The organism is Amaricoccus sp. B4, assembly GCF_043226085.1.
Lineage (GTDB): Bacteria > Pseudomonadota > Alphaproteobacteria > Rhodobacterales > Rhodobacteraceae > Amaricoccus.
In genome coordinates, this window is the sequence record NZ_CP171225.1 from 3,561,021 (window position 1) to 3,584,872 (window position 23,852).

At 69.3% G+C, this 23,852-nt stretch carries 20 protein-coding genes; 13 read left to right on the forward strand and 7 right to left on the reverse strand.

What is annotated here, in order from left to right:
* Window positions 1–4: 4 nt before the first annotated feature.
* From ACF66B_RS17125 to moaE, 7 genes are all read left to right on the forward strand, one after another.
* A complete protein-coding gene (locus ACF66B_RS17125) occupies window positions 5–955 on the forward strand; it encodes a calcium/sodium antiporter (RefSeq protein WP_111429776.1) in 951 nt (316 codons plus the stop codon).
* Window positions 952–1,740, forward strand: a complete 789-nt coding sequence (locus tag ACF66B_RS17130) for an SDR family oxidoreductase (RefSeq protein WP_111429775.1) — start codon at window positions 952–954, stop codon at window positions 1,738–1,740. Before ACF66B_RS17125 ends, ACF66B_RS17130 begins: the two co-directional genes overlap by 4 nt.
* Before the next feature lie 311 nt (window positions 1,741–2,051).
* The gene (gene uvrC, locus ACF66B_RS17135; protein ID WP_392663382.1) at window positions 2,052–3,974 is read left to right on the forward strand and encodes an excinuclease ABC subunit UvrC; all 1,923 of its coding nucleotides are present in this window, start codon (window positions 2,052–2,054) and stop codon (window positions 3,972–3,974) included.
* Window positions 3,975–4,103: 129 nt separating this feature from the next.
* Window positions 4,104–5,738 carry an SLC13 family permease gene (locus ACF66B_RS17140; RefSeq protein ID WP_392663385.1) on the forward strand — a complete coding sequence of 545 codons (1,635 nt, stop codon included), beginning with the start codon at window positions 4,104–4,106 and terminating at the stop codon, window positions 5,736–5,738.
* Between the two features lie 157 nt (window positions 5,739–5,895).
* Window positions 5,896–6,513: a CDP-diacylglycerol--glycerol-3-phosphate 3-phosphatidyltransferase gene (pgsA, locus tag ACF66B_RS17145; RefSeq protein ID WP_111429773.1), complete on the forward strand. Its 618-nt coding sequence runs from the start codon at window positions 5,896–5,898 to the stop codon at window positions 6,511–6,513.
* Window positions 6,510–6,761: a molybdopterin converting factor subunit 1 gene (moaD, locus tag ACF66B_RS17150; RefSeq protein WP_111429772.1), complete on the forward strand. Its 252-nt coding sequence runs from the start codon at window positions 6,510–6,512 to the stop codon at window positions 6,759–6,761. The genes pgsA and moaD overlap by 4 nt, the downstream gene beginning before the upstream one ends.
* A complete protein-coding gene (gene moaE / locus ACF66B_RS17155) occupies window positions 6,761–7,222 on the forward strand; it encodes a molybdopterin synthase catalytic subunit MoaE (RefSeq protein ID WP_111429771.1) in 462 nt (153 codons plus the stop codon). Before moaD ends, moaE begins: the two co-directional genes overlap by 1 nt.
* Before the next feature lie 56 nt (window positions 7,223–7,278).
* Here the strand turns inward: moaE and ACF66B_RS17160 are convergent, their stop codons facing one another.
* The 3 genes from ACF66B_RS17160 to ubiA all read right to left on the reverse strand — a co-directional run bounded on the left by ACF66B_RS17160 (window position 7,279) and on the right by ubiA (window position 11,418).
* A complete protein-coding gene (locus ACF66B_RS17160) occupies window positions 7,279–7,635 on the reverse strand; it encodes a hypothetical protein (protein ID WP_111429770.1) in 357 nt (118 codons plus the stop codon).
* Complete coding sequence (locus ACF66B_RS17165; RefSeq protein WP_111429769.1) at window positions 7,622–10,354, reverse strand: OmpA family protein; 2,733 nt, start codon at window positions 10,352–10,354, stop codon at window positions 7,622–7,624. Before ACF66B_RS17165 ends, ACF66B_RS17160 begins: the two co-directional genes overlap by 14 nt.
* Before the next feature lie 101 nt (window positions 10,355–10,455).
* Window positions 10,456–11,418 (reverse strand): 4-hydroxybenzoate octaprenyltransferase, encoded by a 963-nt coding sequence (ubiA, locus tag ACF66B_RS17170; protein ID WP_392663391.1) that lies wholly within the window; start codon window positions 11,416–11,418, stop codon window positions 10,456–10,458.
* A 12-nt stretch (window positions 11,419–11,430) separates the two neighbouring features.
* Here ubiA and ACF66B_RS17175 point away from each other — a divergent pair, with 12 nt between their 5' ends.
* Window positions 11,431–12,168 carry a 16S rRNA (uracil(1498)-N(3))-methyltransferase gene (locus tag ACF66B_RS17175; RefSeq protein ID WP_111429768.1) on the forward strand — a complete coding sequence of 246 codons (738 nt, stop codon included), beginning with the start codon at window positions 11,431–11,433 and terminating at the stop codon, window positions 12,166–12,168.
* A complete protein-coding gene (locus tag ACF66B_RS17180) occupies window positions 12,165–12,698 on the forward strand; it encodes a hypothetical protein (RefSeq protein WP_111429767.1) in 534 nt (177 codons plus the stop codon). Before ACF66B_RS17175 ends, ACF66B_RS17180 begins: the two co-directional genes overlap by 4 nt.
* A gap of 909 nt (window positions 12,699–13,607) precedes the next feature.
* Here the strand turns inward: ACF66B_RS17180 and ACF66B_RS17185 are convergent.
* Window positions 13,608–14,447 carry an isocitrate lyase/phosphoenolpyruvate mutase family protein gene (locus ACF66B_RS17185; protein ID WP_111429765.1) on the reverse strand — a complete coding sequence of 280 codons (840 nt, stop codon included), beginning with the start codon at window positions 14,445–14,447 and terminating at the stop codon, window positions 13,608–13,610.
* Window positions 14,448–14,777: 330 nt separating this feature from the next.
* Here ACF66B_RS17185 and ACF66B_RS17190 point away from each other — a divergent pair, with 330 nt between their 5' ends.
* Window positions 14,778–16,148, forward strand: coding sequence for a glutamate--cysteine ligase (locus ACF66B_RS17190; RefSeq protein WP_111429764.1), 1,371 nt, complete (start codon window positions 14,778–14,780; stop codon window positions 16,146–16,148).
* Between the two features lie 117 nt (window positions 16,149–16,265).
* The gene (locus ACF66B_RS17195) at window positions 16,266–16,499 is read left to right on the forward strand and encodes a hypothetical protein (RefSeq protein WP_111429763.1); all 234 of its coding nucleotides are present in this window, start codon (window positions 16,266–16,268) and stop codon (window positions 16,497–16,499) included.
* A 33-nt stretch (window positions 16,500–16,532) separates the two neighbouring features.
* On the opposite strand, the gene ACF66B_RS17200 is transcribed toward ACF66B_RS17195, so the two are convergent.
* Window positions 16,533–17,126 (reverse strand): FMN-dependent NADH-azoreductase, encoded by a 594-nt coding sequence (locus tag ACF66B_RS17200; RefSeq protein ID WP_111429762.1) that lies wholly within the window; start codon window positions 17,124–17,126, stop codon window positions 16,533–16,535.
* A 47-nt stretch (window positions 17,127–17,173) separates the two neighbouring features.
* On the opposite strand from ACF66B_RS17200, the gene ACF66B_RS17205 reads away from it, so the two are divergent.
* A complete protein-coding gene (locus tag ACF66B_RS17205) occupies window positions 17,174–17,812 on the forward strand; it encodes a TetR/AcrR family transcriptional regulator (protein WP_162683259.1) in 639 nt (212 codons plus the stop codon).
* 12 nt (window positions 17,813–17,824) lie between these two features.
* On the opposite strand, the gene ACF66B_RS17210 is transcribed toward ACF66B_RS17205, so the two are convergent.
* Both ACF66B_RS17210 and ACF66B_RS17215 read right to left on the reverse strand, forming a co-directional pair.
* On the reverse strand, window positions 17,825–19,732 hold the full coding sequence (locus tag ACF66B_RS17210) for an SLC13 family permease (RefSeq protein WP_111429760.1): 1,908 nt from the start codon (window positions 19,730–19,732) through the stop codon (window positions 17,825–17,827).
* A gap of 148 nt (window positions 19,733–19,880) precedes the next feature.
* Window positions 19,881–21,551 (reverse strand): bifunctional protein tyrosine phosphatase family protein/NAD(P)/FAD-dependent oxidoreductase, encoded by a 1,671-nt coding sequence (locus ACF66B_RS17215; RefSeq protein WP_111429759.1) that lies wholly within the window; start codon window positions 21,549–21,551, stop codon window positions 19,881–19,883.
* A 217-nt stretch (window positions 21,552–21,768) separates the two neighbouring features.
* Between ACF66B_RS17215 and glyS the strand changes: the two genes are divergently transcribed.
* Complete coding sequence (glyS, locus tag ACF66B_RS17220; protein WP_111429758.1) at window positions 21,769–23,817, forward strand: glycine--tRNA ligase subunit beta; 2,049 nt, start codon at window positions 21,769–21,771, stop codon at window positions 23,815–23,817.
* The last annotated feature ends 35 nt before the right edge of the window (window positions 23,818–23,852 follow it).

Genomic DNA, 23,852 nt, shown 5'->3' on the forward strand with positions numbered 1-23,852 from the left:
CCCCATGGAAATCGTCCAAGCGCTCGCCGGTCTGGTGATCCTCATCTTCGCCGGCGACCTGCTCGTGCGTGGGGCCGTCGCCCTCAGCCTGCGGCTCGGCGTGCCCACGATGGTTGTGGGGCTTACCATCGTCGCCTTCGGCACCTCGTTGCCCGAACTGCTCGTCAGCATCGACGCGACCCTCTCGGGGGCGCCCGCCATCGCGCTCGGGAACGTGGTCGGGAGCAACATCACCAATGTGTTGCTGGTGCTCGGCGTGCCTGCGGTGATGGCGACGGTGCCGCCCTCGGGGCCCGGCACATCGCGCAACTTCGCCATCATGCTCGCGGCCTCCGTGCTGCTCATCCTGCTCTGCGCCTTCGGGCCGCTTGGCTACTTCCATGCCCTGGTGCTGCTGAGCTTCCTCGCCTTCGTGCTCTTCGACATGGTGCGCGAGGCGCGCCGCGACCCCTCGCATGTCGCCGAAGAGGTGAGCGAGCATTTCACGCCCATGGCCGGCTGGAAGATCGCCGGAGCCCTCGCGCTCGGCCTCGTGGGCCTGCCGCTTGGCGCGAGCCTGCTCATCGACGGCGCGGTGGGGATCGCGCGGGCCCTCGGCATCTCCGAGGCGGTGATCGGCCTCACCCTCGTCGCCGTCGGCACCTCGCTGCCGGAGCTCGCCACCACGGTGATGGCCGCCGTCCGCCGGCACGCCGATGTCGCCATGGGCAATGTGCTCGGCTCGAACCTCTTCAACATCCTCGCGATCCTCGGCATCACCAGCCTCTTCGGGCCGCTGCCGGTCGGCGAGGAGTTCCTGACCCGCGATCTCTGGGTGATGCTCGGGGCCTCGCTGCTGCTCGCGCCCTTCATCCTCCGGCACCGGCCGATCGGGCGCATGGCGGGGATCGCCTTCCTCGTGATATATGCCGCCTATTACGCGCTGCTCTTCAGCCATGCGGGAGGCAGCGCATGAGACAGGGGGCCGCACTCGTCACCGGCGGCGGCCGCCGCCTCGGCGCGGCAATGGTCCGCACGCTCGCCGCCCGCGGGCTCGATGTCGCGATCCACTGCAATGCGAGCCGCGAGGATGCCGACGCGCTCGCCGCCGAGATCACCGCGGCCGAAGGCGTGCGCGCCGTGGTGCTGCCCGCCGACCTGCTCGACCGCGAGGCGACGGCGCGGCTGGTGCCGGAGGCCGCCGCGCACCTCGGACGGCCGCTGACGGTGCTCGTCAACAACGCCTCGATCTTCGAGCATGACACGCTCGCCACCGCGACCTGGGAAAGCTGGGACCGGCACCTGGGCTCCAACCTCCGCGCGCCCTTCGAGCTCATGCAGGCCTTCGCCGCCCAGGCGCCCAAAGGCGCCCGCGACGCGGCGGGCGAGCCGGTGGCCTCGGCCTGCATCGTCAACATGGTCGATCAGCGGGTGCTGAAACTCACCCCGGAATTCTCAACCTATACGATAGCCAAGGCAGGGCTCTGGACCCTCACCCGTACGGCCGCGCAGGGCCTTGCCCCCGACATTCGCGTGAACGCGATCGGTCCCGGCCCGACGCTTCGGGGCACGCGCCAGTCGGAGCCGCATTTCGCGGCTCAGCGCAATGCAACGATCCTCGGCCGGGGCGCCAGCCCCGAGGAGATCTGTGCTGCACTTGCGTATATCCTCGATGCACCGGGGCTCACGGGACAGCTCCTCTGCATCGACGGTGGCCAGCATCTGGCGTGGCGGACGCCCGATGTATTGGGTGTGGAATAGGTTGTCGAGAGGGAATTTTCCCGCGATTCCCCGGCCGTCAGCTTGACTTTTCCACCCCCCGGAGCGGCGTCATAAATGTGTTTTGATTCTTTCAATGATTCCATAATTTTACGAATTGAAATAAGAAATACCAAGCAAAATCAGTATCTTGCATAATTGCCTAAATTTTAACCAAACCTTGAAACGGCCTTACAAAGAAGGGAAAATGCCGTTCACTGACAAGTTTCCAACACACTTATCCACAGAAACGGTGGACAGGTTTGGTCTTGAAACGGGGGGGTGTTCAAGGCAGGGGGGAGGAAGAATCAATCATGGGTGGTGTGGACCGGATGGAGGCCGAGGATGAATCGTCCGCCTTCGACGAGGAGGGGGCTCAGAAAGGCGGGGCGCGGCCCGGCCATCTCGTCATTCGGGACTACCTCAAGCGCCTCGACGACAGCCCGGGCGTCTACCGGATGCTCGACCAGAAGGGCGAGGTGCTCTACGTCGGCAAGGCGCGGAGCCTGCGCCGCCGCGTCGCAGCATACGCAAAACCGCTCGGCCATAGCTCTCGCATAGGTAGAATGATCGCGGCGACCGCCTCGATGATGTTTCTCACCACCGAGACCGAGACCGAAGCGCTGCTGCTCGAGCAGAACCTCATCAAGCAGCTCAAGCCGCGCTACAACGTGCTGCTCCGCGACGACAAGAGCTTCCCCAACATCCTCGTCACCGGCGACCACGCCTATCCGCAGATCCGCAAGCACAGGGGGCTGCGCAAGGAGCCGGGCACCTATTTCGGCCCCTTCGCCTCGGCGGGCTCGGTCAACCGCACCCTCAACCAGCTCCAGAAGGCGTTCCTGCTGCGCAACTGCTCGGATGCGATGTTCGAGAGCCGCACCCGGCCCTGCCTGCTGCACCAGATCAAGCGCTGCTCGGCGCCCTGCGTCGGGCTGATCTCCGAGGCCGACTACGGCCGGCTGGTGGCGGATGCGACCGATTTCCTGCGCGGGAAATCGACCCGGATCCAGACCGAGCTCGCCCAGGCGATGGCCGAGGCCGCGGGGGCGATGGAATTCGAGCGCGCCGCGGCGCTGCGCGACCGCATCCGGGCGCTCACCAACGTGCAGTCGAGCCAGGGCATCAACCCCGAGGGGGTCGAGGAGGCCGATGTGGTGGCGCTCCATCAGGAGGGCGGGCAGGCCTGCGTCGAGGTCTTCTTCATCCGCGCCCACCAGAACTGGGGCAACCGGGCCTATTTCCCCCGCACCGGGGCGGGGGCGGAGCCCGCCGAGATCCTCGAGGCCTTCCTCGGCCAGTTCTACGGCAACAAGTCGCCCGCCCGCCTCATCCTGCTGAGCCACCCGGTCGAGAACACCGATCTGCTCGAGGAGGCGCTCTCCGCCCAGCTCGGGCGCAAGGTGGCCCTCACGGTGCCGCAGCGGGGCGAGAAGGCGGCTCTGGTCGAGCATGCGGCCCGCAACGCCCGCGAGGCGCTCGCCCGCCGCATGGCCGAGAGCGCGAGCCAGATGGCGCTCCTCGAGGGATTGGCCGAGGCATTCGGGCTCGACGGCCCGCCCCGGCGCATCGAGGTCTACGACAACAGCCACATCATGGGCACGAACGCGGTCGGCGGCATGATCGTCGCGGGCACCGAGGGCTTTCTCAAGTCGCAGTACCGCAAGTTCAACATCCGCTCGACCGACCTCACCCCGGGCGACGACTTCGGCATGATGCACGAGGTGCTGACCCGCCGCTTCTCCCGCCTCGTGAAGGAGGACCCGGACCGCGAGGGCGAAACCTGGCCGGATCTCGTGCTGATCGACGGCGGCGCGGGGCAGGTGGCGGCGGCCGCCGGCGCGCTCGCCGAGCTCGGCATCGAGGAGGTGGCGCTCCTCGGCGTCGCCAAGGGGGTCGACCGCGATGCGGGCAAGGAGGAATTCTACCGCCCCGGCCAGCTCCAGCCCATCGCGCTCGGCCGCAAGGACCCGGTGCTCTATTTCATCCAGAGGCTGCGCGACGAGGCCCACCGCTTCGCGATCGGCGCCCACCGCACCCGCCGCGCCGCCCAGACCCGCGCCACCCCGCTCGACGAGGTGCCGGGGGTGGGCGCGGCCCGCAAGCGTGCGCTGCTCGCCCATTTCGGCTCGGCCAAGGCCGTGACCCGCGCGGGCCTTCAGGATCTCAAGGCGGCACCCGGGATTTCGGATGCGCTGGCCGAGACGATCTACGGCTTCTTCCATGGCGAAAGCTGAAGGCGCCCCGCCTCTCGATCCGTAAAAAATGTGATTTGCCAGCATGATTTTCGCATGATCATCGTGGCATGACAACGGGTTGTGAAAAGCGGACGCAGTGGGCAAATCCGCGTAATGGGAGGGAAGAGCGTGGTCGAAGAACATCGCCATCAGGGCGAGTACGACAAGTATTCCGGCATTGAAGAACATCGCCATCAGGGCGAGTTCGACAAGTATCCAGGCGTTGAAGAGGCCGATCGGCAGCATACCCGGTTCATCTGGGTCTTCCGGCTGCTTGGGGTGGTGGCCGCCGCGGTTGTCTGGATGTTGCTCTCCGGATCGGAAGCGCTTTCGGCGGATGCACGCTGGGTTGCGGCCATTGGCACGCTCATGGCGATCTGGTGGATGACGGAGGCCGTGCCCCTGTCGGTGACATCGCTCCTGCCGATCGTGCTCATCCCGGCCCTGACGGACCGGACCGTGAGCGAGGCGACGGCCCCTTATGCCAGTTCCATCGTCTTTCTGTTCCTCGGCGGGTTCCTGATCGCGATCGCGATGGAGAAGACCAACCTCCACCGGCGCATCGCGCTCCTGACGCTCGCGCGCGTGGGGGTGGAGCCGAGGCGGATCGTGCTGGGGCTGATGCTCTCGACCGGGTTCCTCTCCATGTGGGTCTCGAACACGGCGACGACGCTGATGATGCTGCCCATCGGGCTCTCGGTGCTCACGCTGGTGGTGGACCGCTCCGCGACGCGGCAGGACGCATCCGTCGGAAAGGAACTGCAGGAGGGCGGCCGGATCAGCGATGTGATCGACGATCCGAACATCAAGCGTTTCGGTGTCTGTCTCGTGCTCGCGATTGCCTGGGCGGCCAGCATGGGCGGGCTCGGGACGCTTCTGGGCAGCCCGCCCAACGCCATCGTCGCAGGCTACGCTGCCGATGAGCTCGGCCGCAACGTCGGCTTCCTGCAGTGGATGATCATCGGCCTGCCGCTGGCGATCACCTTCATCCTGATCGGCTGGGTGCTGATGACCCGCGTTCTCTACAGGTTCGATCTCGAGGAGATCTCGGGCGGGCAGCAGATGATCGAGGACGAGGTTCGCAAGCTCGGCCCGCCGAGCCAGGCGGAAAAGTCCGTCATGGTGGTCTTCGGGTCGGCGGCGTTCCTGTGGGTCGTGCCGGGGCTCCTAGCCTCGATTCCGGGGCTCGGGTTTCTCGACGGCCTCAACGACACCGCAATCGCCATCGCCGCCGGGATCGCGCTGTTCCTCATTCCGGGCAACGGGATCAACAACTCGATTCTCGAATGGTCCGACGCCGAGGACGGGCTTCCCTGGGGCGTTCTCCTGCTGTTCGGCGGCGGTCTCAGCCTGGCCGGTGCCGTCGCTTCGACCGGTCTCGACCAGTGGTTCGGGCTCCAGGTCGAGGGGCTGGGGGCGCTCCCGGGCATCCTGCTCGTCGGGGCCGTGGTCATGCTCGTGCTGTTCCTGACGGAGGTCACGTCGAACACGGCGACGGCGGCAACCTTCATTCCGGTGCTGGGCGGCGTTGCGGCGGGGATCGGCGCGGATGCGATGAGCCTCCTCATTCCGGCGGCGCTCGCGGCGACCTGCGCCTTCATGCTGCCGGTGGGAACCCCGCCAAACGCGATCGTCTTCGGCACCGGCGCGGTCACGATCGGGCAGATGGCACGGGGAGGGGTCGTTCTCAACATTGTGGGGGTCATACTGATCACGCTTTTCTGCTATGCTCTGGGCGGACTTGCGCTCGGCCTCGAGTTCTGATCCGCGATAATTCAGGGCGGCCCGCGGCCTGCTGATGCTTGATCTCCCGCAGGGTGGGCCGCTATCTCAGGGGAGTGGACCGGCGGCGCGCCGGTCCGTATTGACGGTGCCCGCGGCCGCAGCAGTGGCCGCGGGCATAGAAGCAGTGGAAGCCGACATGACCTGGACGATCCCCAATATCCTGACACTGGCCCGGCTGCTGGCTGCGCCGGGGGTTGCGCTGGCCTATGCGGCCTTCGACCGACCGGCGGCCGACTGGGTTGCCATCGTCCTTTTCATCACCGCCGCGCTGACCGACTATCTCGACGGCCGCCTCGCCCGCGCCTGGGGCCAGGAAAGCAACTTCGGCCGCATGCTGGATCCGATCGCGGACAAGGCCATGGTGATCATCGCCCTTTCGATGATCGTGGGGCTTTCGGGGGTCAATGCGCTCATCCTGATCCCGACGGCCTTCATCCTCTTCCGCGAGGTCTTCGTCTCGGGCCTGCGCGAATTCCTCGGCGCCGACGCCGGGCGCCTCAAGGTCACCTATCTCGCGAAATGGAAGACCACGGCGCAGATGGTGGCGATCCCGGTGCTGCTGCTCGCGGGCGTCTTCAACTACGACGGCGCGCGCGGCGCGGTCTGGGGCGGCGACTGGTTCCACGCCTGGGCCACATGGCTGCTGCAGAACGGCGGCGTGATCCTGATCTGGCTCGCCGGCGCGCTCACCCTGATGACGGGCTACGACTACCTCCGGAAGGCGCTGCCCTTCCTGCGGGAGCCCCGGCCATGACCCTCGACGTGCTCTACTTCGCCTGGCTGCGCGAGCGCATCGGCGCGCCCTCCGAGCGGATCGAGACCGGTGCGGCGACCGTGGCCGATCTCGTCGCCGAGCTCAGCGCCCGCGGCGGGCCCCATGCCGAGGCCTTCGCCAATCTCGCCGCGGTCCGCGTGGCGCTCGACCAGGAGCTCGCCGATTTCACCGCCCCGCTCGCCGGCGTGCGCGAAGTGGCGTTCTTCCCGCCGATGACGGGCGGCTGATGGCGGTCCGGGTCCAGCGCGAGGATTTCGACCTCGGCGCCGAGCTTGCCGCCCTGCGCGCCGGCCGGAGCGACATCGGCGCGCTGGTGAGCTTCACCGGGCTCGTGCGCGGCGCGGCGGGCGGCGCGGCCATCGCCGCCATGGAGCTCGAGCACTATCCCGGCATGACCGAACGGGCGCTCGCCGCCATCGAGGCCGAGGCCCGCGCCCGCTGGCCGCTGCAGGCGAGCCTCATCATCCACCGCTACGGCGCGCTGACGCCGGGCGAGCAGATCATGATGGTCGCGACCGCCTCGCCGCACCGGCAGGCCGCCTTCGAGGCGGCCGAGTTCCTGATGGATTACCTCAAGTCGCGCGCGCCGTTCTGGAAGAAGGAAGCGACGCCCGAGGGCGGCCGCTGGGTCGATGCCCGCGACACCGACGAGGCCGCGCTGGCGCGCTGGGCCCGCCCCGGCGCCTGAGGCCCGGCCGCAGAGCCTCCCCCTTGTCACAGCCGCCCGCGCCGAATTGCCCGGGATCAGCTGTCGCGCTCCGCCGCACCACCGGTGCCGAGCGTGGCATGACGGTAGGCGGCGCGGATCGTCTCGGTCTCGTCGCGCGCGATCTCGAGGCTCTCGTGCGCCGCGTCGAGCTCGGCCTGCATCTCGGCGATCCGCTGGCCGAGGTCGGCCTCCACCGTGACGAGCCGGGTTTCCGCGGCGTGCTTCGCATCCTCCGCATCATGCAGGCGCTCGGCCATGCGCGCGGTCTGCTTGATGCTGCGCGGCCCGCTGGGGTTGTTCATCCGCGCATAGATCCAGTGCAGGACCCAGCCGACCAGCACCGCCACGAGCAGCGCCCCGGTGACCAGAAGGGTCAGTTCATTGCCGTCCATCGGATCCCTCCGCCTCACCCGCGGCCGCGCCGTCGTCCGTCGCAGCCGCCGCTGCGCCATCTTCACCCGCAGCCGCCGCTGCGCCATCTTCACCCGCAGCCGCCGCTGCGCCATCTTCACCCGCAGCCGCCGCCGCGCCATCTTCACCTGCAGCCGCCGCCGCGCCATCCTCGACCGTGGCCGCCGCATCACCCGATCCGGCGGTCTCCGCCGGAAGATCGTCGGAAGGCGCGGCCTCCCCGGCCGGAGCCTCGTCGCCCGAGCCTTCATCGCCCGAGCCTTCGTCGCCCGAACCGGCCTCCTCCACCGCCTCGTCCCCGGAGCCGGTCTCCTCGAAGGCCTCGTCCCCCGATCCGGCCTCATCCGCCGCCGTATCGTCCGGGGCGGCGGTTTCGTCCGACGCGGCGTCCTCCGCCGCGGCTTCGGGCTCCTCCACCCCGAGGAGCTTCATCTCGATGCGCCGGTTCGCCGCGCGCCCTTCGGAAGTGGAATTGTCCGCAATCGGGTTCGCGGGCCCGTAGCCGTGCGACGTGAGCGTCACCGTGTCGGGGAGCTTTTCGGCCTGGAGCGCATAGAGCACGGCCTCGGCGCGCGAGGCGCTGATGCGCTGGTTCGAGCTCTCGCTGCCGCGATCGTCGGTGTAGCCGCCGATCTCGAAGCTCACCGGCGCGCAGTCCTTGAGCACATCGGCGATATCCGCGATCACGTCCCGGCTTTCGGTGCTGACGAGGCTCGCGCCCACGTCGAAGACGATGCCTTCGCCGGCCAGAACCTCGTTGATCGCCTCCGAACAGGCCTCGGGCGAGAGCTGCACCGTGCCGTCGGGGGCGAGCGTCACCCCTTCGCCCTCTTCCTCCGCGGCGGCATCTGCCTCGCTGAAGGGCACGAGCTCGATCCGGCGGTTGCGGCGGCGGCCTTCCTCGGTGTCGTTGTCGGCAACCGGGCGGCCGGCGCCGTAGCCGCGGGCGCGGAAGCTCACCAGCGGCAGGTCCTGATCCTCCAGCACCTCGCGCACCGCCTCGGCCCGCTCCGCGCTCAGCCGGTCGTTCACGTCCTCCCGGCCCTGGCTGTCGGTATGGCCCGCCACCTCGAACTGCGCGCCGGGGCAGGTGCGCAGCACATCGGCGATCGCGGCGATGATGCCCTGGCTTTCCGGGGTGATCTCCGCCGATCCCGCCTTGAAGTTGATCGAGCCGCTTTCGAGGATCGCGTCGATCTCCTCGGCGCAGATCTCGGGCTGCGACATCGCGGCGCGGGCCTCGGCGCGGGCCTCTTCCTCCGCCGCCGCCGCATCATAGCGCACGTCAACCCGTGCCCGGCCGACCCGCTCGCCGAGCTCGGCGCGGAGGCGCGCCTCGGCGTCCTCCGACGTGTCCCAGCCCTCGAGCGCCACGTCGCCCGCGCTGACCGTAAGCTCGCCCGCGTGGATCTCCCCGAGCGCGTCGATCCCCGCGATCACCCGTCCCGGCCAGCCTTCGGGCAGATCCTGATCCAGCACGGTGGTGTCCGTCACGCTGTCATGGCCGAAGCGCGCCGCGGCATAGCTCACGATCGCCTGGCGCTGGGTCTCGTCGCGCACCGCGCCCGCGAGCTTCAGCCCGCCGTCCTTGCCGAGCGTGGCGGTGAAGCGCGGGGCATAGACCTCCGCCCCGTCCGCATCGACCTCCATCCGCGGCGGCGCCTTCGCGGTGAGCCCGTAGCCCGGCGGCAGAGCGCCGCGCAGCGCCTCGGCGGCCTCATGCAGCGCCTCGGGCGCGACATCCTGCCCGCTCGACAGCACCGCGCGGGTGTCCGTGAGGCTGAAGCGCCCGGCGCCGAGCTTGCCCAGCGCCGCGATCCCGGTGGTCGCAGCCTCGGTCCAGTCCGGCCCCGGCGCGCCGAGCCCGACCTCGCAATGCGCGCCGCCCGCAAGCCCGGCCTCCGCCGCGGCCTCCATGATCGCCGCAACCGCCGCGTCATCCTCCGCCGAACAGGCATCGAACCGTCCGCCGCCCTTGGCATCGAGCACATAGCTGAGCCGGAAGGGCGCGATCACCTGCCGCGGCGCCGAGATGTCGAGGCTCAGCGAAACGGTCTTCGGCAGGCCCGCGACCAGCCGCCGCTCGAGCGCCTCGCGCGCCGCCGGGCTGTCGGCCACCGCAATGACGTTGATCCGCCCCGGCGCCACGCTGATCTTCGCCCGCGGCAGGGTCGAGAGCACCTTCAGTCCATAGCCCAGCGCATCGGCCCAGCCCGGCGGCTCGGGATCGTCGGCGGTCTCGAGCATGTCGGTCACATCCGTCCCGAGCCCGTCCTGCGCCAGCGCCGCCCGGATCGCCTGCGCGGTGGCGATGTGGCGGGCGTCCTCCGCCGGCACCAGCCCGATCAGCGAGATTTCCGCGCCATTGCGCAGCAGCTCGAGCGCGAAGGGCGGGGGGGCGAGCGGATCGGGCGCGGCCACCTCGGTGTGATCGACCACCCGTGCCGGGTCGACCGTCCGGCGCACCACCTCGACGGCGCGGAACCGCGTCGCCTCGTCCGGCGCGGTGCCGGTGAGGATCACCTGCATCCCGTCGGTCGCGACGCTCGCCCAGTCCTGCCCGGCCTCCGCCAGTGTCGCGACCACCTGGGCCTCGGCCCGCCGCTCCACGTAATCCGTGGCGCGAAGCCCGAGCTGCCAGGCCCCGGCGCCGGTGGCGCCGAGGGCCACGGTGGCGAAGAGTAGTGCACGCAGACGCATTGCCCGATCCGGCCCCTTACCGTTTCCCGTCAGGCGGTGTAGGCCCTCGCCGGGCTCCGTTCAAGCCGCCCGCCCGGCCAGTGGCGGCGGCGCGCCCAGCCTCAGAGCAGTGCGGCGAGCCCCAGGGCGGCGGCGAGGATCAGGCCCGCATCGCGGTTGGCGCGGAAGAGAACGAGACAGCCCGCCGCATCGTCGATGTCGAGCCGCCGGAGCTGCCAGACCAGATGAAGGCCGAATCCGGCCACCCCGGCCAGCGAAACCGCAAGCGCAAGCCCGTCCGCGCCCGTGCCGAGCACCGCGAGCCCGAGGAGCAGCACCGCCGCGATCCCGAAGCCCCGGAGCCAGGCGCCGGTGGCCCGCCCGAAGAGCCGCGCCGTCGACTTCACCCCGATCAATTCATCGTCATCGCGGTCCTGATGCGCATAGATCGTGTCGTAGAAGAGCGTCCAGCAGATGCCCGCGGCATAGGCCAGCACCGGCGGCCAGCCGAGCCCGCCGGCATGCGCCGCCCAGCCGAGCAGCGCCCCCCAGTTGAAGGCCAGGCCGAGAAACACCTGCGGCCACCAGGTGAAGCGCTTGGCGAAGGGATAGATCGCGACAAGCCCGAGCGAGGCCACCCCCATGCCGATCGCAAAGCCCGGGAAAGTCAGCAGGATCCCGAAGGCCACCAGCGCCTGGACGCACATCCAGACAAAGGCCTGCCGCGGCGTCACCTGCCCCGATGGCAGCGGCCGCGACCGGGTCCGCGCCACGGCGGCATCGAACTCCCTGTCGGTGAGATCGTTCCAGGTGCAGCCCGCCCCGCGCATGAGAAACGCCCCGATCGCACAGCCGAGCGCGATCCAGAGATCGAAGGGCCGCGGCCCCCCCGCCAGCGCGGCCAGCGCCACGCCCCACCAGCAGGGCAGCAGCAGGAGCCAGGTGCCGATCGGCCGATCGGCGCGCGACAGGCGGAGATAGGGCCGGGCCGCGGCGGGCGCCCGGTGGTCCACCCAGTTGCCCTGGGTTGCATCGGCGACCCTTCCATCGGGGCCGGAGGTCGGAATAAGGTGCGGGTCCATCATGGGGGGCAGTCTATGGCAGATCCCGGCGGAAAGATCAGGCTTTTTGTGAGCCCCGACCTGCAGGCCGGGGCCGAGATCGCGCTCGCGCCCGAACAGGCGCATTACCTCTTCACCGTGATGCGCGAGGGCCCGGGCGGCCGCCTCTCGGTCTTCAACGGCCGCGACGGCGAATGGGCCGCCGAGATCACCGAAGCCGGCAAGCGCCGCGGCACGCTCCGGGCCCTCGAACAGACGCAGGCCCAGCGCGTGCCCCCCGATCTCTGGCTGCTCTTCGCCCCGATCAAGAAGGCCCGCACCGATTTCATCGTCGAGAAGGCCGCCGAACTCGGCTGCGCCCGCATCCAGCCGGTCTTCACCCGGCACACCAATTCCGAGCGGCTGCGCATCGACCGGTTGCAGGCCCATGCCCTCGAGGCCGCCGAGCAATGCGGCGAGACCTATGTCGCGCAGGTGGACGCGCCGGCGAAGCTCGAGACGCTGCTCGACGGCTGGAACCCGGCGCGGCGGCTGCTCTTCTGCGACGAATCGCGCTGCGCCCGCCCGGCGCAGACGGCGCTCGCCGGGATCGACCCCGGCCCCTGGGCGATCCTGATCGGCCCCGAGGGCGGTTTCGCCCCCGAGGAGGCCGAGCGCCTGCGCGGCCTTCCCTTCGTGCTGCCCGTCACCCTCGGGCCGCGCGTCCTGCGCGCCGACACCGCCGCGGTGGCCGCCATCGCGCTCTGGCAGGCCGCGCTGGGCGACTGGCAGTGAGCTTCGTCCGGCCCGAGGTCGCGGCGCGCTTCGCGCGCTGGCGCGAGGTGCTGCTCTGGGCGGCGGTCGCGGCGCTCGGCCTCTGGCTTGGAGCGCGCGGCCTCGCGCAGGGCGCCTGGCTGGTGGCGCTGCCGGGCGGGCTCGCGCTCCTCACCGGCGGCCTGCTGCTCCGCGGCGCGATTCGCCGGGTGCGCTTTGCCGCCCTGCCGCCGGGCGAGGGGGTGGTGATGGTGGACGAGGGCCGCATCGGCTTCTTCGGCCCCACGACCGGCGGCTTCATCGACCTCGCCGCCCTCTGCCGCGTCGAGATCCGCCCCGGCCGCGCACCCTGCTGGCGGCTGGTGGCCGACGACGGCACCGTGCTCGACATCCCCGCGGGCGCCCGCGGCAACGAGCACCTGCCCGATGTGCTGGGCGTGCTCCCCGGCATAGATTTCGGCGCCGGCCTCGCCACCCTCACCGATCCCGCCGCCACCTTCCCCCGCGTGATCTGGCGCGCCAGCACCGAGAGCCGCCCCACGCTCACCTGAGCCCCACCCGGGCGCTTAGCTCTTCGGGGCCGCGCCGCGTTTCCGGCGGGGCGTCCGGCGGGTGCCTCTCCCCCTTCGCCGGTCCAGCCCCCACCTTCCGCTCTGCAATCCGCCACAGCCACTCGGAAGCGCCGGTCCTTCACTCCGGAACCCGGTATCGTCTCGTTTGTCGCGCCACTCCCCCGCCTTGTCGGGCCACGCCCCCCCTTTGGGCAACGTCCCGGATTCCATGACGCCGCGCTGCCCCGCGCGTCCGGCGGGAAACTCGCCCCCCTTCGCCGTCCGCACCGCCACTTTCCGCGGTGTGATCCGGCGCACCCACCCGAGAAGGCCGCCCCAGGCTCTCCGGACCCCGGTATCGCCCCGTTTGTCGTACCGCTCCCAGGGCAGCGTCGTCCCGGCCTCCTCGGCGCCGTGCTGCCCCCACGCGCCCGGCGGGGCCATCAAGGCCTTGCCATTGCCGCCACCCCTTTCCGCCGGTGATCCGGCAGGTTGCCGGCGAGCGCCCCTGCGCCCCATCGCACACCCCACGGCACCGCCGATTGCTCCCCGGACTATGCCTCCCGGTCATCCCGCAAGCCGCGCCGCGCTTTCGGCGGAGGGCCTCGGAAGAGCCTCGCCCCGCGCGCCGTTCCCGCCCGGCGCGAGACCTGCCAGCAGAGCCGCAAGCGTGCCCCGCATTCCGCGCGGGCCGTGCCCGACCTCCGCGCGGGCCACGCCCTGACGCGGCGTTCCCGGCCAGCTCTGCGCCCCATGCCCCAAAGGAGGCGCCGCGCTCCAGCCCCCATTTCAGCGCGTGGCCTCACCGCCCCGGCGTCCGTCCCGCCACCGCCTTCTCCCGGGTGAGCGTGCCGGTCGCCGGAAATGCCCCCACGCTCCACCGAAGCCCGCGCCCGGGCGCGGGCTGCGCTAGCTCCGCACCGCGCGACTCTCCTGCGACATCAGGGCCGTGATCTCGGCATCGGGAATGGCCTCTGCCGCATATCCGAAGGTGCCGTCGCGGCGGACCTCCTCCGCCGCGCGCTTCAGCGCGCCGAGGGCCGCCCGGGCGAAGGAGCCGCCGACGCTGATCCGCCGCACCCCCGCCGCCGACAGCTCGGCCACCGTCCAGCTTCCGCCCCGGAGCCCCATGACGACGTTCACCGGCTTCTCCACCGCGCCGCAGACCGTGCGGATCGCCGCGAGATCCGGCAGGCCCGGCGCAAAGAGCACATCCGCCCCGGCCTCGGAAAACGCCTGCAGGCGCCGGATCGTGTCGTCGAGATCCGGCCGCCCCCAGAGAAAGTTCTCCGCCCGCGCGGTCAGCAGGAAGGGCAGATCCCGCGCGGCCTCTGCCGCGGCCCGGATGCGTGCAACGGCCTGTTCGAAATCGTGGATCGGATTTGCGGGATCACCCGTCGCATCCTCGATCGAGCCGCCCGCAAGCCCGGCGGCGCAGGCCCGCCTTATGGTCTCGGCGCAGGTTTCGGGCTCCGGGCCGAAGCCGTCCTCGAGATCGGCCGAGACCGGCAGATCGGCCGCCCCCGCGATTTCCGCGGCATTCGCGAGGATCTCGTCGCGGCCGAGGCTTGCGAAGGAATCGCGCCTGCCCTTCGAGAAGGCATAGCCCGCACTGGTGGTGGCCAGGGCCTCGAAGCCGAGGCTCGCCAGCAGCCGCGCCGATCCGGCATCCCAGGCATTGGGAATCACGAAGGCCTCGTTTCGCGCATGGAGCGCCTTCAGCCGCTGGTATTTCTCCCGCCGATCCATGCCCGCACCCTTCGGAATCCCGTCCTGTTCCTGACTGGCACAAAAAGAACAAAATAGGAACAAATATTTCGGAAACGGTTAATTCGCGCGCGGGGCACGGGCGCGCATTTTTGCGGGCCCGGAAAGGGGAAAGGCGCGGATTCATGATATGTTAACCAGGGTTGTCGTTTAAAATCAAAGCCGTTTTTCGATTTTCACGGTGAAACTCCCCGTTTTCACGCCCCGATCGGCCGGCATGGCGGTGCCCTGCTGCGACCTCCGGCGCGCTTGCCTCGCCCCGGCCTCCGGTCTAAGTCGGTCCTTCGTTCACAGGCGAGGGAGCACCGCCACATGTCGATACCCCAGTCCGGCGGAGGTCTGATCGAGGACCAGTCCCAGCTCGCGGAATATCTGGCCGATGGCTGCAAACCGCCGGAGGACTGGCGCATCGGCACCGAGCACGAGAAATTCGGCTACTGCCTCGAGAAGCGGCTGCCGCTCCCCTACGAGGGCCCGTGCTCGATCCTCGCCATGCTCGAGGGCCTGCGCGACCGCTATGGCTGGGCCCCGGTCGAGGAGGCGGGCAAGCTCATCGGCCTCACCCGCAACGGCGCCAACGTGAGCCTCGAGCCCGGCGGCCAGCTCGAGCTCTCCGGCGCGCCCCTCGAGACCATCCATCAGACCTGCGACGAGGTGAACGAGCACCTGCGCGAGGTGAAGGCTCTCGGCGACGAGATCGGCGCCGGCTTCATCGGCCTCGGTGCGGCGCCCGAATGGACCCACGCGCAGATGCCGGTCATGCCCAAGGGCCGCTACGGCCTGATGACCCGCTACATGGACAAGGTCGGCACCACCGGGCTCGAGATGATGTACCGGAGCTGCACCGTCCAGGTGAACCTCGACTTTGCTTCCGAAGCCGACATGGTGAAGAAGTTCCGGGTCTCCCTCGCGCTCCAGCCGCTCGCGACCGCGCTCTTCGCCAACTCGCCCTTCTTCGAGGGCAAGGTGAACGGCTGGCGCTCCTGGCGCGCGCGGATCTGGCAGCATCTCGATCCCGCCCGCACCGGCATGCTCCCCTTCGTCTTCGAGGATGGCATGAGCTTCGAGCGCTATGTCGATTACGCCCTCGATGTGCCGATGTATTTTGTCTACCGCGACGGGCGGTACATCGATGCGCTCGGCCAGTCCTTCCGCGATTTCCTCGAGGGCAGGCTCCCGGCACTCCCCGGCGAGAAGCCGACGTTCTCGGACTGGGCGGATCATCTCACGACGATCTTTCCGGAGGTCCGCATCAAGAAGTTCATGGAGATGCGCGGCGCCGACGGTGGCCCCTGGCGCAGGCTCTGTGCCCTCCCGGCGCTCTGGGTCGGGCTCCTCTACGATCAGGGGGCGCTCGATGCGTCCTGGGATCTGGTGAAGGACTGGACGGCGGAGGAGCGCGACCAGCTGCGCAACGATGCCGGAGAGTTCGGTTTCGCCGCCGAGATCCGCGGCCGCCCGCTGCGCGACCTGGCCCGCGAGGCTCTCGGGATCGCCGAGCAGGGGCTCAAGGCGCGGGCCCGCACCGGGGCGGGGGGCATGGTCGCCGACGAGACCCATTTCCTCAACGCCCTCCATGAGAGCGTGGAATCCGGCCAGACCCCCGCGGACGAGCTGCTCGCCTGCTACGAAGGCGCGTGGAAGGGCGATCTCGGGCGGATCTACGAGGACTACAGCTACTGAGCGCCGGAGGGCGGCGTTCCGGATCTGTCCGGATGCGGAGCAATTGAATCGAACGCGGCAAAACCCGGCGTTAACCAGTTCCGGCTAGCGTGAGGCTATCGGAAAAGGAGCCGTCTCATGCCATACGATCTGGAATCGGGACATACGCAGACCTCGAGCAGCCTGCGCGAAGAAGTTCTCGACCTGATGTCGCGCCGTTCCCGCGATCCTTCGATGAGCGATCAGCAGTATATCGCCGCCCTCAAGTCGATTGTCAGAAGCCCCCGGCCGGCCGCCGAGGAACTCTGGGACAGCTATCATGCAGGTCGCCGCGACGTACGCTCGGCGACCTACGCCAGCTTCGGCTACTGAAGGACCGAAGCCGGCGGGAGCCGCCTTCGAGCGTCAGGCCGCGAGCCGCTGCTCGATCGCGTTCCGTGCCGCATCGAGCTTCGAGGGATCGGTGGCAAGGCCATCGGCCGCGATCACCTCGACATCCGTGATGCCGATGAAGCCCAGCACCTGCCGGAGATAGGGCGTCACGAAATCGGCAGGGGAATCGACGCCGACGCCGCCAGAGGCGAGGAGCAGGACGACCTTCTTGTTCTCGAGAAGCCCGACCGGGCCGCTCTCGGTGTAGCGGAAGGTCTCGCCCGCGCGGGCAACCAGATCCACCCAGGCCTTGAGCGCGGCAGGAACCCCGAAATTGTAGACCGGAACCCCGATCACGATCGTGTCGGCCGAGCGCAGCTCGGCGACGAGCTCATCCGAAAGCGCGAGCACCGCGGTCTGTTCGTCCGTGCGGTCGTCGGCCGGGGTGAAGTTGGCGCCGATCCAGGCCTCGTCGATCTGCGGCAGACGGGTCTCGGCGAGATCGCGCGTCACGACTTCCGTGTCGGGCAGGGTGGCGACGAAGGCGTCGGTGAGCGCACGCGATACCGAACCGGCACGCCGCATGCTGGCGTCGATGCGAAGGACCTTGCGAACCTTGTTGTTCATGACTGTCTCCATTATTTAGCTAGCACTACATTAAGGGATCTGGGATTGTGTCTTCAAGAAGATCCAATGGCCATGAATGCGAACACATTGTTTCCAGGGGGAGGCCGCGCGGCTTCGATCCGGAGCATGGTGTCGAGGTTGCGGCGCGCCTTTTCCGTGAGCGCGGCTATGATGCGGTCGGGGTCGCGGAGATCGTTCAGGCGATCGGGATCAAGCCGCCGAGCTTCTATGCGGCCTATGGCAGCAAGAAGGCGCTGCTGGGCCGGGTGATCGAGCGCTATGGTTCGCGCGAAGGCCATTTCATTGCCGAACTCGCCTGCCCGGGCCGGCCGCTCGGCGAGACGGCCGAGGCGCTCTTCGTGAGCGCGGTTCAGGCCTACACGGCCGATCCGGCGGCGCGGGGGTGCCTCGTCTTCGAAGGGACGCGCAACTGCTCCGACCCGGAGGTCTGTGCGATGGCCCATGAGGCGCATGACCGGCTGCGCGACTGCATCGCCTGCTGGATCTCGAGCGGCCTGCCGGACGCCGCAGCGGCCGAGCTGGCCGATTATGTGCTCGTCGTGCTCTCGGGGCTCTCGGCCGAGGCGCGCACGGGCCTCGCGCGCCCGGCGCTCGAACGGGTTGCGCGGGTGGCCGCGCTGGGCTTCCGCGCCGAGCTGGCCCGCCTCACGGAGGTGGCCGACTGAGGCCGGCCGCTCTCAGAGCCCCCAGACCATGACGATCACCGGCACGCCGACCGCGAGGACGATGAGCTCGAGCGCGATGCCGAGGCGCCAGTAATCCCCGAAGCGGAAGCCGCCCGGGCCGAGGATCAGGGTGTTGTTCTGGTGCCCGATCGGGGTGAGGAAGGCGCAGGAGCCGCCGACCGCGACCGCCATGAAGAAGGCATCGGGATCGGCGCCGAGGGCGAGCGCCGCGCCGTGGGCGACCGGAGCCATGACCGCCACGGTGGCCGCATTGTTCATCACATCCGAGAGCGTCATCGTGAGCACGAGGATGAGAACGAGGGCTGCGAGTGGCAGCCCGTGCGCCACGTTCTGGACGAGAAAGTCCGCGATCACGCCCGCGGTGCCGGTCGTGAGCAGGGCATCGGCCACCGGCAGCAGGCAGGCCAGCAGCACGATCACCGACCAGTCGATGGCGTCATAGACCCGCGCCGGCGGCACGACACGCGTGACCATCACGGCCAGCACCCCGGCCATGAAGGCAACCGCCGCGGAGGCAAGGCCGGTGGTCGCGAGCGCGATGGCCCCGATCATGATACCGCCCGCAAGCCACATCTGGCGTTTGTCATGGAGGCGGAGGGCGCGGCCCGCGAGGGGCAGGCAGCCGTATTCGGCGGCGAAGGCCGCGACGGCCTCCTCGTGGCCATGCATGAGCAGAACGTCGCCGGGCTGGATCGCGGTACGTCGGAGGCGGCCCACCGAGCGGCGGCCCTGGCGGGAGATGGCAAGGAGGCTGATCTGGTAGCGCAGGCCGAGCTCGATGCCGCGGGCGGTCTGGCCGATCAGGGGCGCATTGGGGCCGACCACGAGCTCGATGAGCTTTGCATCGTCATCGCTCGCGCGTGGCGGCGGCGCTTCGTCCGTTTCCTCGTCTTCCTGTGTCTGGTGCTCGCCGGTGGTGGCCTCCGCATGCTCCGCCGCGGCCGCCTTGCCGTTTTTCTCCTTCGCCTCGCCATTCTCCCCCTTGGCGTTTTCCTCCCCGCGGTCCGTACCGGCCGGACGGGGCAGTTCGAGGCCGAGGAGGGCCAGGGTGTCGGTGAGGCTGGAGGGGTCGGTCTCCAGAAGCAGCACGTCGTGGGCGCGGACGCGGAGGTCGGGGCGGGGGGTGCGGAGGCGCACCTCTCGGCGCACCAGGCTCAGGATCTGGATCTGCGCGTCGCCGGCAGCCTCCTCGATCTCGCGGATGGTGCTGCCGTCGATCTTTGCCCCTTCGGGGACCACGGCCTCGGTGACGTAATTGCCGGATTCGAAGCCCTCGACCCCGGAGCGCTTGCGCACCGGCACGAGGCGCCACCCGCCGAGGGCGATGAAGGCGACGCCGGTGAGGGCGACGGCGACGCCTACGGGGGCGAAGTCGAACATGGCGTAGGGCGCGCCCTCGGCCTGACGGCGGTAGGCGGAAACGATGAGATTGGGGGGCGTGCCGATGAGCGTGGTCATGCCGCCGAGGATCGAGCCGAAGGCGAGCGGCATGAGCATCCGGCCGGGCGGCAGCTCGAGCCGGTCGGCGGCGCGGATCGCGAGGGGCATGAGCAGGGCGAGAGCGCCCACGTTGTTCATGAAGCCCGACAGCAGCGCCGCAATCGCCGTAAGCCCGCCGATCATCGCCGCCGGGCGGGCGGAGGTGGGCAGAAGACGGCGGGAGAGCGCGTCGATCGCGCCGGACGTTTGCAGGCCGTGGCTGAGCACGAGGATGCCCGCGACGGTGATGACGGCGGGGTGGCCGAAGCCGCGGAAGGCGTCCGCGCCGGGAACGAGACCGGCGGCGACACTGGCGAGAAGGGCGGCAAGGGCCACCATGTCATGACGCCACCGGCCCCAGATGAAGAGCGCGATGGTGAGGGCGAGGATCGCCAGGAGGGTGAGCTGATCGGCATTCATCCCGCAAGGGTGGTATCTTGCAGGTCTGCGTCAACTTGGAATCGCGTGTCCGCGCAGGAAGTTGCCGCCCGCCACCCGCAGCCGCCGGGGGCGGGACCCGGAGCGGCTCGGAACACTGGGATCGCGGGCGCGGGCGGCAGGGCGCGGTTCAGTCCACGGTTTCGGGCCGTGCGAGCCATTCGTGACCGCGGAGCATCGCCTTCCAGTAGACCGGCGGCAGGATGCGTTCCTTGAGGATCCAGGAGATGCGGGAGGGCCGGGTGCCGTCGATCACCCACTTCGGGAAGCTCGGGAGCAGCTTGCCGCCGTAGCCGAACTCGGCGAGCACGATCTTGCCGCGCTCCACCGTGAGCGGACAGGAGCCATAGCCGTCGTACTGCGCGAGGCCGCGGACGAGACCGATGTCGGCCAGCACGTTGTTCGCGACCACCGGCGCCTGCTTGCGGGCCGCCGCCGCGGTCTTGGCATTGGGCGCATTCATCGCATCGCCCAGCGACCAGATGTTCTCCCAGGTCTTGTGGCGCAGGGTGCCGGGATCGACATCGACCCAGCCCGTGGCATCGGCCAGGGGGCTCGCGCGCACGAAATCGGGCGCGGTCTGCGGCGGGCAGACATGGATCATGTCGAACTCGGTCTCGACGGTCTCGGTCTGGCCGTCCGCGCCGGTCTTCGTGAACCAGGCGCGGCGGGCGGGGCCGTCGATGCGGGTGAGCCTGTGGTTGAAATTGAGCTGCGCCTGGTAGCGCTCGACATACTCCATGAGCGCGGGCACGTAGTCCTGCACGCCAAAGAGCACGCCGCCGGCATTGAAGAAATCGATGCGGATGCCCGGGATGCGGCCGGCGCGATGCCAATGGTCGGCGGAGAGATACATCGCCTTCTGCGGCGCGCCGGCGCATTTGATCGGCATCGGCGGCTGGGTGAAGACGGCATGGCCTTCGCGGAGCTCCTGAACGAGCTTCCAGGTGTATGGTGCCAGGTCGTAGCGGTAGTTCGAAGTGACGCCGTTGCGGCCGAGCGTTTCGGGCAGGCCCTCGATCGCGTCCCAGTCGAGCTTCAGCCCCGGCGCCACGATCAGGCGCTTGTAGCGGATGGTGTGGCAGCCATCGAGGATGACCGCGTTCTCTTCGGGGGCGAAGGCCGAGACCGCTGCCTTGATCCATTTCGCGCCGCGCGGGATCAGGCGGGCCATGTCCTTGCGGGTGTCGATGTCGCGGAAGACGCCGCCGCCGACGAGAGTCCAGCCGGGCTGGTAGTAGTGGATGTCCTCGGGCTCGATGATGGCGAGGTCGAGGTTTTCCTCCCGCGACAGCAGGCTGCTGGCAACGGCAATGCCGGCCGCACCGCCGCCGACGATGACGATGTCATGCGCGGCGACCGGGGTTTCCGTCGGGGTGATGCCGGCATTGCGGACGCGCGCGGCGACGTCGCGCATGTCGTAGCCTGCGGCCTGGGCGGCGGAGAGGATCTCGACCGGATCGGCGCCTTCGGCGAGGCGGGCCATGGTCCAGAGGGTGATCGACCGCGTGCCGGTGCGGCAGAAGGCAAGGACCGGACCGGGCAGTTCGGCAAGGGCTGCCCCGAAGGCCGCGGCATCGTCGGCACTTGCCTTGCCGGAGGTGACGGGGATGTGCCGGGTCTCGAGGCCGGCTGCGAGGGCGGCCGCTGCGATCTCGGCGAAATTGGGCTGATCGGGGGCCTCGCCATCGGGGCGGTTCGAGATGATGCTGCGGAAGCCCGCCTCGGCGAGCGCTGCGGCATCTTCGGGCCGGATCTGCGGCGCGACGCTCAGCGTGCCGGTGACGCGTTTCGTTTCCACGAGGCTTTTCCTCCATCTGTTGCGGTCCGGCCCGGGGCTTCTCTCCCGCAGGGGGCCCGGTGCCGGTTCATATTTATATTCCGCTATGTATTATTTACAAGTGCGTCATGTGAATTTTACCGGAGCGGCGCCCGGGCATCCGGCGGGGTTTTTCCCTTGACCTCGCGGGACGCATCCGCTTTTGCCTGACCCGCATCCCAGACTGCCCGGATTCGTCATGCCCGACCTTCTGCTCGAACTCTTCTCGGAGGAAATTCCCGCCCGCATGCAGGCGCGGGCCTCCGCCGATCTCAAGCGGCTCGTGACCGAGGGCGTCGTCTCGCGCGGGCTCACCTATGCCCATGCCGAGGCCTTTGCGACCCCGCGCCGGCTCGCGCTTGCGCTCGCAGGCCTTGCGGATCACGCGCCGACGACGCGCGAAGAGCGCAAGGGGCCGCGGGTCGATGCCCCGGAGAAAGCCATCGAGGGCTTCCTGCGCTCGACGGGTCTTGCACGCGAGGATCTCTCCGTGCGCGACGACAAGAAGGGGCAGGTCTATTTCGCCGAGATCGTCCGCCCGGGGCGCCCGGCGGCGGAGATCGTCGCCGAGGTGGTCGAGGAGGTGGTGCGCACCTTCCCCTGGCCCAAGAGCATGCGCTGGGGCAACGGCAGCCTGCGCTGGGTGCGGCCGCTCCATTCGATCCTCTGCCTCCTCTCGAGCGAGGCGGGCGCCGAGGCTGTGCCGCTCAAGATCGACGGGATCGCGGCCGGCAAGGTCACACGCGGGCATCGCTTCATGGCGCCCGAGCCTTTTGCCGTTCAGGATTTCGAGGATTACCGCGCAAAGCTCGACCGGGCCTTCGTTCTGCTCGACCCGGCAGACCGGGCCGAGAAGATCCTGCATGATGCGACCCAGCTCGCCTTTGCCCAGGGGCTCGAGCTCGTCGAGGACAAGGGGTTGCTCGCAGAGGTCGCCGGGCTCGTCGAATGGCCCGTGGTGCTGATGGGGCGGATCGAGGAGCGCTTTCTCGATTTGCCGCCCGAGGTGCTGCGCACCTCGATGAAGGAGCATCAGAAGTTTCTCTCCGTGCGCGATCCCAAGGACGGCCGGATCGTCGCCTATGTGGTGGTGGCGAACCGCGACACCCATGACAATGGCGCGACGATCCTGGCGGGCAACGCGCGGGTGCTCGCGGCCCGGCTGTCGGATGCGGTCTTCTTCTGGGAGAACGATCTACGCACGCCGCTTGCGGCGATGACCGAAAAGCTCGGCCATGTGACCTTCCACAACAAGCTCGGCACCCAGGGCGAGCAGATCAAGAGGATCGCGGAGCTTGCACGCGATCTCGCGCCGAAGCTTGGGACCGATCCCGATCTGGCGGAGCGGGCCGCGTTGCTGGCCAAGGCCGATCTCGCGAGCGAGATGGTCTATGAGTTTCCCGAACTGCAGGGCGTGATGGGGCGCTACTACGCGCTCCGCGCGGGCGAGGATGCAGGGGTGGCGGAGGCCGCGGCCGAACATTACTCGCCGCTCGGGCCTTCGGATGCCACCCCCAGGGCGCCGCTCTCGGTTGCCGTGGCGCTTGCCGACAAGATCGACCGCCTGACCGCGTTCTGGGCGATTGACGAGAAGCCGACCGGGTCGCGCGACCCGTTCGCCCTGCGCCGAGCCGCGCTGGGCGTGATTCGGCTCGTGCTCGAAAACGGCCTTCGCCTGCGTCTCTCGGAGCTGCTGGCACAGGGCTATCCCGGTGCCGAGCCGGAAGATCTGATGAGCTTCTTCGCCGACCGGCTCGCGGTGCATCTCCGGGACCAGGGTGTGCGGCATGACGTGATCCGGGCCTGTTTCGAGCTCGGAGGGCAGGACGATCTGGTGCTCCTCGTTGCGCGGGTCGAGGCGCTTCAGACCTTCCTCGGCAGCGAGGATGGCGCGAATCTGCTGGCGGGATACAAGCGTGCCGTCAATATCCTCGAGCAGGAGGAGCGCAAGGACGGGGTGGAGTATTCGCTCGATCCGCACGTCGAGCTTGCCGAAACCGAGGCCGAGAGGGCTCTTTTCACGGCGCTGGACGATGCCACGCGGCAGCTCGCCCCGGCGCTGGCCGCGGAGGATTTCGGCGCGGCGATGGCGGGACTTGCGGGGCTCCGGGCACCGATTGACGCATTCTTCGAGACAACGGTGGTCAATTCCGACAAGCCGCTCGTCCGCCGCAATCGTCTCTGTCTGCTAAACCGCATTCGCAAGGTGATGAATCAGGTCGCGATCTTTTCCGTCATTGAGGGTTAAGCGCGGGCGTGTGACAATTCAGTTTCTCTTGCACC

Coding starts and splice junctions, on each gene's coding strand:
- uvrC (WP_392663382.1), top strand. CDS start 2,052: ATGGGTGGTGTGGACCGGATGGAGGCCGAGGATGAATCGTCCGCCTTC.
- moaD (WP_111429772.1), top strand. CDS start 6,510: ATGACCCTCGACGTGCTCTACTTCGCCTGGCTGCGCGAGCGCATCGGC.
- moaE (WP_111429771.1), top strand. CDS start 6,761: ATGGCGGTCCGGGTCCAGCGCGAGGATTTCGACCTCGGCGCCGAGCTT.
- ACF66B_RS17125 (WP_111429776.1), top strand. CDS start 5: ATGGAAATCGTCCAAGCGCTCGCCGGTCTGGTGATCCTCATCTTCGCC.
- ACF66B_RS17175 (WP_111429768.1), top strand. CDS start 11,431: ATGGCAGATCCCGGCGGAAAGATCAGGCTTTTTGTGAGCCCCGACCTG.
- ACF66B_RS17200 (WP_111429762.1), bottom strand. CDS start 17,126: ATGAACAACAAGGTTCGCAAGGTCCTTCGCATCGACGCCAGCATGCGG.
- ubiA (WP_392663391.1), bottom strand. CDS start 11,418: ATGATGGACCCGCACCTTATTCCGACCTCCGGCCCCGATGGAAGGGTC.
- ACF66B_RS17190 (WP_111429764.1), top strand. CDS start 14,778: ATGTCGATACCCCAGTCCGGCGGAGGTCTGATCGAGGACCAGTCCCAG.
- ACF66B_RS17210 (WP_111429760.1), bottom strand. CDS start 19,732: ATGAATGCCGATCAGCTCACCCTCCTGGCGATCCTCGCCCTCACCATC.
- ACF66B_RS17160 (WP_111429770.1), bottom strand. CDS start 7,635: ATGGACGGCAATGAACTGACCCTTCTGGTCACCGGGGCGCTGCTCGTG.
- ACF66B_RS17130 (WP_111429775.1), top strand. CDS start 952: ATGAGACAGGGGGCCGCACTCGTCACCGGCGGCGGCCGCCGCCTCGGC.
- pgsA (WP_111429773.1), top strand. CDS start 5,896: ATGACCTGGACGATCCCCAATATCCTGACACTGGCCCGGCTGCTGGCT.
- glyS (WP_111429758.1), top strand. CDS start 21,769: ATGCCCGACCTTCTGCTCGAACTCTTCTCGGAGGAAATTCCCGCCCGC.
- ACF66B_RS17185 (WP_111429765.1), bottom strand. CDS start 14,447: ATGGATCGGCGGGAGAAATACCAGCGGCTGAAGGCGCTCCATGCGCGA.
- ACF66B_RS17195 (WP_111429763.1), top strand. CDS start 16,266: ATGCCATACGATCTGGAATCGGGACATACGCAGACCTCGAGCAGCCTG.
- ACF66B_RS17165 (WP_111429769.1), bottom strand. CDS start 10,354: ATGCGTCTGCGTGCACTACTCTTCGCCACCGTGGCCCTCGGCGCCACC.